This is a genomic window from Photobacterium damselae, assembly GCF_003026815.1.
GTDB classification, from domain to species: domain Bacteria; phylum Pseudomonadota; class Gammaproteobacteria; order Enterobacterales; family Vibrionaceae; genus Photobacterium; species Photobacterium damselae.
The window spans coordinates 66,053-74,222 of the sequence record NZ_PYOG01000006.1 but is presented as its reverse complement, the minus strand read 5'-3'; the positions used below and the strand labels follow the sequence as shown (position 1 = coordinate 74,222).

The 8,170-nt window shown below is 37.9% G+C and carries 6 protein-coding genes; all 6 read left to right on the top strand.

All coding sequences use genetic code 11. From position 1 onward, the window contains the following. The first annotated feature begins 48 nt into the window (after positions 1 to 48). From CTN07_RS08225 to CTN07_RS08200, 6 genes are read left to right on the top strand one after another with little or no spacing between them, the layout of a single operon-like run. Positions 49 to 1,443, top strand: coding sequence for an HlyD family type I secretion periplasmic adaptor subunit (locus tag CTN07_RS08225; RefSeq protein WP_005305614.1), 1,395 nt, complete (start codon positions 49 to 51; stop codon positions 1,441 to 1,443). A 2-nt stretch (positions 1,444 to 1,445) separates the two neighbouring features. Beyond that, positions 1,446 to 2,756, top strand: a complete 1,311-nt coding sequence (locus CTN07_RS08220; RefSeq protein WP_036765778.1) for a TolC family outer membrane protein — start codon at positions 1,446 to 1,448, stop codon at positions 2,754 to 2,756. Between the two features lie 13 nt (positions 2,757 to 2,769). Continuing rightward, positions 2,770 to 3,360, top strand: coding sequence for an OmpA family protein (locus CTN07_RS08215; protein WP_036765780.1), 591 nt, complete (start codon positions 2,770 to 2,772; stop codon positions 3,358 to 3,360). Positions 3,361 to 3,365: 5 nt separating this feature from the next. Next, on the top strand, positions 3,366 to 4,037 hold the full coding sequence (locus CTN07_RS08210) for a transglutaminase-like cysteine peptidase (protein ID WP_005305623.1): 672 nt from the start codon (positions 3,366 to 3,368) through the stop codon (positions 4,035 to 4,037). Between the two features lie 5 nt (positions 4,038 to 4,042). After that, positions 4,043 to 5,971, top strand: a complete 1,929-nt coding sequence (locus CTN07_RS08205; RefSeq protein ID WP_036766051.1) for a bifunctional diguanylate cyclase/phosphodiesterase — start codon at positions 4,043 to 4,045, stop codon at positions 5,969 to 5,971. A gap of 2 nt (positions 5,972 to 5,973) precedes the next feature. Further along, positions 5,974 to 8,094 carry a type I secretion system permease/ATPase gene (locus CTN07_RS08200; protein ID WP_005305629.1) on the top strand — a complete coding sequence of 707 codons (2,121 nt, stop codon included), beginning with the start codon at positions 5,974 to 5,976 and terminating at the stop codon, positions 8,092 to 8,094. Positions 8,095 to 8,170 lie beyond the last annotated feature (76 nt).

Below are 8,170 nucleotides of genomic sequence, written 5' to 3'. Positions count from 1 at the left end.
TAGTTCCTACTTACTATAGATATTTACTCAAATTGTGATGGATGCATGATGGCCAATAATGATAAAAAAAATACTCTATCCAATCTGGATTTTGTTGATGATAAATCAGCTGCACTGCTACTTAACACACCAACTAGTGCGCGTATTTTACTTTGGGTAATACTGCTCTTTTTTATTGTAGCTTTCGCATGGGCATCGGTCGCTAAGTTAGACAAAGTAACAACCGGGATTGGTAAGGTAATTCCATCAAGTCAATTGCAAGTCGTACAAAACCTTGAAGGTGGTATCGTTAAGCAAGTTATGGTGCGCGAAGGCGAACATGTAACAAAGGGACAAAAACTATTACTGATTGATGACACTCTATTTCAATCAGACTATAAAGAAAAAGATCAAAGCGTCGCTGGTTTACAAGCAGATATTATTCGCTTTAATGGCTTACTTGCTAGTATTAAAGTAGATAAGTCTCAAGCATCGAAGGATTGGCAAAAAACGGTGGTTATAAAACCGGCTCAGCTGGCCTTTACTAGTGAGTATAAAAAATCACATCCAGATAAAGTTCGACGTCAACAGAATGAATATCGAGATAATATTTCGAACCTCGAAAACCAATTATCAGTTGTTGCTCAACAAATCTCTCAAAAACAAAGAGAATTAACAGAAAATCAATCTAGAATCGCTAATCTACAACGCAGTTACAACATTGCTCTTAAAGAGTATAACATCACTAAGCCTCTAGCAGATGAAGGTGTTGTACCTAAAATTGAACTGCTAAAATTGCAACGTTCATTAAATGATACAAAACGAGATTTAACCTCAGCCCGGCTGCAAGCTCCCGTAGCAAAATCCGCGATTAAAGAAGCTACTTTTAAATATATGGATATTGCACTGCAGTTTAGAAGTGATATTCAGTCAAAGCTTAATGATACTAGTGATCAATTATCTAGTATGAACGAGACCCGAATCGGCTTAGAAGATCGTGTAAAAAGAACCACGGTGGTATCTCCTGTTACCGGCACTATTCAAAAGATTTATGTTAATACTGTTGGCGGTGTTATTCAACCCGGCATGAACTTAATCGAAATAGTACCTACAGAAGATACATTACTTATTGAGGCAAAAATCGCACCTCAAGATATTGGCTTCTTACGACCAGGCCTAAAAGCAATAGTAAAATTTACTGCATACGATTTTACTAGTTATGGAGGCCTTGATGGCGTGGTTGAAACCATCAGTGCTGATACGATCCAAGATAAGGAAGGTAACAGTTTCTATCAAGTGAGAGTTAGAACAGATAAAAATAGTCTTACTGCGCCAGATGGTGAATCGTTACCTATCATCCCAGGTATGACAGCTTCTGTAGATATAATCACAGGAAAACGCTCAGTTCTGGACTATCTACTTAAACCTATATTAAAAGCTCGTCATTCTGCTTTAAGAGAGTAAATATGAAAAATAATACGTTAAAGAAATTAGCCTTCACGATAGGAGCCTCTCTGATGACCATGCCTGTTATGGCTCAATCATTAGAGCAGGCAGTCGCTGAAACGCTAGCCTCAAACCCTGAAATTAAAAGTGCTTTCAATGAGTTTATGAGTCGTAACTCAATGATAGATGCAGCAAAAGGCGATTATTTGCCTTCTGTTGATCTTCGTGCAGGGGTTGGTTACAACAATTATGATAATGAGTTTGGTACTAAGGGAGAATACGACCCTAAACAAGCTGAAATCAGTATTCGACAGCTATTGTGGGACGGTTCTATTACTTGGAATAACATTAACCGTAACCAATCAGAAACCGAGGCTCAACGCTATCAGTTACTTTCAGATGCCCAAGATAAGGCATTAAAAACAGCAGAAGTGTATCTTGATGTTCTACGTGCAGAAGCTGTTTTAAAACTATCTGAATCGAATTATAAAGTCCACCAACATATGTATGTGGATATTAAAAAACGTGCTGATGCAGGTATCGGTTCAACAGCAGACTTAGCACAAGTAGAAGGCCGCCTTGCCCGTTCAAAAACCAATTTATTGGCAGCCCAAAGTAACTTAAACGACAAGAAAACAGAGTTTGCTCGCACTGTCGGAACATTCCCAGATGATTTAGTTACACCAGAAGTTGACACTAACTTCATTCCAACCTCTCTTGATGATGCAATGAAAATTGCTCAAAAGAATAATCCTGTAATGTATGTTGCCAGCAATGATATTGATGCTGCTGAATATCAATATAAACAAGCAAAAGGTAATTTTTATCCTACCTTTGATATTGAAGCATCACAAGAATGGGGCAATGAGCTTAATGGTTCTCGTGGTGATACCGATGAATTTAAAGCCATGCTAAATATGCGCTATAACCTCTTTAATGGTGGTAGCGATGCGGCTAAAAGTCGTCAAGCGGCTTATCAGTTAAATAAATCAAAAGATATTAGAGATCGCGCATTGCGTATGCTAAAAGAAGGAACAAAGCTATCTTGGAGCGCTATGGAATTAGCCAATAGTCAGACAAAATACTTGCAAGAGCACGTTGATGCTTCAGCGCGTACTGTAATTGCTTATGAAAAACAGTTTAAAATTGGTCAACGCTCACTACTTGATGTATTAAACACTGAAAACGAACTATTTGAATCACGCAAAGCTTATTTAAACGCTCACTATGATGGTATTTTTGCTAAGTATCGCGTTTTAAATGCAACGGGTACAATCTTGAATGAAATGCGAGTTGATATCCCTAACGAATGGACTGAGTCAGTAAAGTAAGCGAGAAAATATAATGAAAAATATTGCAATGAGTTTAATGGCTCTTTCGTTGTTTGGTTGTTCAATTAGCGCTCAACAACCGCCAGTTGCAACACAAACAAAAGATTTACGAGATTTTGATAGCGATGGTGTTATCAATGCTCGAGATAAGTGTGCAGATACTCCGTTAGGTGCCGTTGTCGATAATGATGGTTGCCCAACTTACGTTAAAACCGATGAAAAAAATAGTGTGCATGTTTTATTTGCGAATGACTCAACGGTCATTCCTGAGACCTACATGGCTCAACTCAAGAAAACAGCACAGTTTTTAGAAACTTTCCCAGAAACTCATATAGAATTAAAAGGTTATGCGAGCCCGGTTGGCAATAGTGCTCATAACCAATATTTATCCGATACCCGGGCTGCAAATGTTAGACAACAATTGATCGATTTTGGTGTTGCGGCAGATCGAATCAAAACAGTTGGTTTCGGTGATGCGGATCCGATTCAAGCTGAAACATCAGAAGCTAGCAATACATTAAGTCGACGTGTTGTTGCTCAAGTTGTAGGGTCAAAAGGTCACGTTGTTGATCAGTGGACAATTTTTACAGTGCGTGAAAATTAAAAACAGTGAAAAAATTCGTTACACTGGTTGCTGTTGCTCTTTTATGTATAGCCGCAAATGTCGATGCTCTAACAAGTCGAGAGCAACAGCAAATTAGCAAAATACGAAGCTTTTATGGTGAAAGGGCTGAAAAACGAGCAACTGCATGGCGGGAGCTCATCGATAAGTCACGGCAATTCCCAGTCCAAAAACAACTCAAGCTGGTTAATGATTTCTTTAATCAGTTTATCTTTGTTGATGATATAAAGCTGTGGGGAAAAAAAGATTACTGGGCCACACCTCTTGAATTTGTGGGTGTTGGAGCTGGTGATTGTGAAGACTTTAGTATCGCTAAGTACATGGCACTTCGCTCTTTGGGCGTACCAGATTCGAAGTTACGCCTAGTCTATGTAAAGTCATTAACTTTAAACCAATTTCATATGGTTGTGGCCTACTACCCTACCCCAACAGCCGTTCCTGAAATTCTCGATAATCTTGATGGTGAGATCAAACCAGCAAATAAGAGAAAAGATCTTTTGCCCATATACAGTTTTAACGGTAGTAACTTATGGTTAATCAAACAACAGGGGCAAGGACAATTGGCGGGAAAAGCGTCGCGTCTTAGTATGTGGAACGATTTACGTCATAGAAACCGAAAAATAGAACTTCATAGACCCAAAATAAACTTTGATGAGTAATGGTAATGAGTCTTTATAGAAAAATACTTTTATGGATGCTAGTTGTATTCTTTGTATTAATCTCTGCTGTATTTGCAGTGCAGTTTAATACGACCAAAGACTACCTACAAACCCAACAGTCAACTGAGTTAGATAATGCCATTAGTGCGGTTGGCTTAGCCTTAGCTCCTTATTTAGAAAATAAAGATTATGTTGCTGCTGAGTCTGTAATTAATGCTACGTTTGATAGCAGTTTTTACAGCGCAGTTGAGCTCAAAACGCTTGATGGAAAAACATCCATTGCTCGCCAATACCCGATTGAAATTATAGATGTACCACAGTGGTATATGAATTTTATTTCGATCGAACCTGTGACAAAAACAACCACGCTAGCAAGCGGTTGGATGCAACTTGCACATCTAACTGTTACAAGTAGCCCGGCAAATGCTTATATTCAATTATGGCATGCAACCACGCAGCTACTTTTAGGCTTCATTATTACCATCATTCTTGCTGCAATTATTCTTGCGCTTATTTTACGAAATGTATTAACACCTCTTAAACATATTCAAAAGCAAGCACAATTAATTTCGAGTAATCAATTTGATAAACCACTCCCTATTCCAGCGGTAAAAGAACTCAAAGATGTAGTACATGCATTCAATCATATGAGTGCTCAGCTTAAAAAATATTTTGAGCAGCAAGCAGCGGAAGCTGACAAATTAAGAATTAGAGCGTATCAAGATCCCGTTTCAGGTCTAGCTAATCGCACATTCCTCATGTCCCAACTTCAATCATGGCTAGAACAAGATTCATGCGGCGGATTTGCGTTACTAAAAGCAGATATTATTGAAGATACTTATACTCATCAAGGTTATGAGCTTGGCGATCAACAAGTTCAAACTCTTGCTAATCGATTAAAAGAGCTATCCAGTGATTACTATACTATTGCTCGACTTAACCAAGCAGAATTTATTCTCATCGCACCAGAAGCAGATGAAGATGAATTAAAAATGTTGGGTCGCCAAATGCTAAATATGACATCAGAGTTGAATAGCGATCCACTCAATTTAGCGCCTGTACATGCAGCAGTTGGGATTGTAATGAAAAATCAAGAAGATACAATCTCTACACTATTAACACAGGCGGATAACGCATTAACTATTGCTCATCAGCAGCCGAATGAACCAATCGCTATTATCCAGAGTGAAAATAATCAAAAGCTGAACCTAATCGGGAAACAACAATGGAAATATCTCGTTGATGAAGCTATCGCCAATCGACAAATTAGATTCAACTACCAAAATGCAGTGGATTTAAATGGTGAAGTGTTACATCAAGAGGTTTTTGCGTATATAGACAAAGCAGGGAAATATATTTCAGCAAGCCAATTTCTCACAGCTCTAGAGCAACTTAATGCAGGAACTTCATTCGATATTTTTGTTCTAGATGCTATTTTTGAACAAGTACTACACAATAACATCAAACAACCTATTGCGATCAATATTACGCAAAGTAGTATTAATGATAATAGCTTCATTCGTTGGGTATCGAATAAAACTGAAAGTTATCCATCACTTAAAGATAAAATATACTTTGAATTACCAGAAATAAGCTTTATCAAAAATCCTCACAATGTAGGTTTACTCTGTGAAATCTTACATAGAAATGGCTTCCAGTTTGGTATCGATAAATTTGGCTATAACTTTGGTTCAACGGGCTATTTATCCCAATTCCGTCCTGCTTATGTAAAACTTGACTTTACTTACACCAATCAAGTGGATGATGAAGTTAAAGCAGATGCCTTAACCTCAATAACCAGAACCGCACAGAATCTAGGTATTACCGTTATTGCATCACGAGTCGAAACCGAGGCCCAGAAAGATAAATTATCTGAATTTATGATCAACGGTTTCCAAGGGTATATCACAGATAATTTCAAACAAGAGCGATGAACATGAAAGATCCATTACTACAATCTTTGGTGTACGTTAGCCGATTCTATGGTCAAGCAAACTCATCGGATGCCCTAATTGCCGATTTACCTTTAGCAGATGGTTTGTTGACCCCGTTCTTATTACCTAGAGCAGCAGAAAAAGCTGGGTTACAAGCAAAAGAAGCCAAACAATCAATTACGGATTTGTCTCCTCTTCTCTTCCCCGTTATAGCTTTATTAAAAGGGGGAGATGCATGTGTTGTTCTTAGTCTCGATAAAGAAAAAAATGAAGCCGAGGTTGTTCTTCCTCAAGCCGATGGAAATGAACAATGGATCAGTATTGATGACTTAACAGCACAATATACGGGGCATCTATTCCTTATCAAAAAACGCTTTCGCTATGATGAGCGTTCGCCAGAAATATTAAAAACTCGTGATGGTCACTGGTTTTGGAGTACTCTTTGGGAGTCAAAAAATATTTATCGAGATGTACTTATTGCATCTATATTGATCAATATTTTTGCCATTGCAGCACCTCTATTCTCCCGACTCGTTTACGATAAAATCGTACCAAATCTAGCTTTTGATTCACTATGGGTTTTAGCTATTGGTATTACGATTATTTTTAGTTTTGATTTAATTCTTAAGTTAATGAGAAGCTACTTTATTGATATTGCAGGTAAAAAATCAGACATTTTACTTTCTGCAAAAATATTTAGCCGAGTAATGGGAATTCGAATGGAAGCAAAACCAGCATCTGTTGGTGCTTTTGCTCGCCATTTACAAGAGTTCGAATCTATTCGAGAGTTCTTTACCTCTGCGACGGTCTCATCACTGATCGATTTACCATTTGCACTGCTATTTTTATTGGTAATTTATCTTGTTGGTGGGCCAATCGTATTGGTTCCAATGGTTGCTGTTGTCATTCTCATTATTTACAGCTTCTTAATTCAAAAACCATTACGTCGCTCAATTGAAGAAGGTTCTCGTCTATCTTCACAAAAGCATGCTAACTTGATTGAAAGCCTAGTAGGTCTAGAAACAGTCAAAATGTTTGGTGCACAAAGCCAGTTCCAGTATAAATGGGAAGAAGCTGTAGCTCACATGTCAAACTGGAGTATTAAGTCACGTAAATTAACTGACTCGGTACAAAATGTTGCTGGATTTCTACAGCAATTTGTAACGGTTGCAATGATAGTTGTTGGTGTTTATCTCATTTCAGATGGGCAATTAACAATGGGTGGCCTAATTGCATCAACTATGCTTAGTGGTCGAGCTGTAGGTCCTCTTGTTCAATTATCACTACTATCAACTCGTTACAATCAAGCAAAGTCTGCAATGACCATTATTGAACAGTTGATGGAAATGCCACTAGAGCAAGAAGATGGTAAGCGTTATATTCACCATCCAATGCTAAAAGGCAAAATTGAATTTGATAAAGTAAGTTTTGCTTACCCAAACAGCACAAAAGCTGCGTTAAAAAATGTCAGTTTTTCTATCAACCCTGGAGAAAAAGTGGCAATTATTGGACGTATTGGTTCTGGAAAAACTACATTAGAACGTTTGATAATGGGGCTATACCGTCCTACAGAGGGCTCTGTTCGTATTGATAATACAGATATCAATCAAATGCACCACATTGATATACGTCGTAATATTGGATGTGTGCCACAAGATATTACCCTATTTTTTGGTTCTATCCGGGACAACATCACTCTTGGACGTCCTCTTGCAACTGATAAAGATATCCTAATTGCAGCTGAACGTGCTGGGGTCACCTCTTTTACTCAGCATGATGATGCAGGATTAGAAAAGCAAGTTGGTGAAGGTGGTTTAGCACTTTCTGGAGGTCAACGTCAATCGATAGCAATTGCTCGAGCTCTACTGAGCAAACCCCCAGTTCTTGTAATGGATGAACCGACCAGCAGTATGGATAACCGTTCTGAAATGTACATTAAGCATCAATTGGCAAGTCTATCAAATGAAGAAACTCTAATCCTGATCACACATAAAACAAGTATGCTCGATATTGTTGATCGCTTAATTGTGATGGAACAAGGTCAGATAATTGCTGATGGGAAAAAAGATCTTGTCTTACAACAATTAAGAGAAGGTGCAGTGAATAAAGCGAAAGCAAGCTAATTACGTAATATATAAAATTTAGCAAAAACTAGATTTACAGATAACGTGCCAATTTCAACGGTTTGATTAAACATTG

What these genes read in the sequence shown, in the direction of transcription:
- CTN07_RS08225 (WP_005305614.1), top strand. Translation starts at nt 49, where the DNA reads ATGGCCAATAATGATAAAAAAAATACTCTATCCAATCTGGATTTTGTT.
- CTN07_RS08220 (WP_036765778.1), top strand. Translation starts at nt 1,446, where the DNA reads ATGAAAAATAATACGTTAAAGAAATTAGCCTTCACGATAGGAGCCTCT.
- CTN07_RS08215 (WP_036765780.1), top strand. Translation starts at nt 2,770, where the DNA reads ATGAAAAATATTGCAATGAGTTTAATGGCTCTTTCGTTGTTTGGTTGT.
- CTN07_RS08205 (WP_036766051.1), top strand. Translation starts at nt 4,043, where the DNA reads ATGAGTCTTTATAGAAAAATACTTTTATGGATGCTAGTTGTATTCTTT.
- CTN07_RS08200 (WP_005305629.1), top strand. Translation starts at nt 5,974, where the DNA reads ATGAAAGATCCATTACTACAATCTTTGGTGTACGTTAGCCGATTCTAT.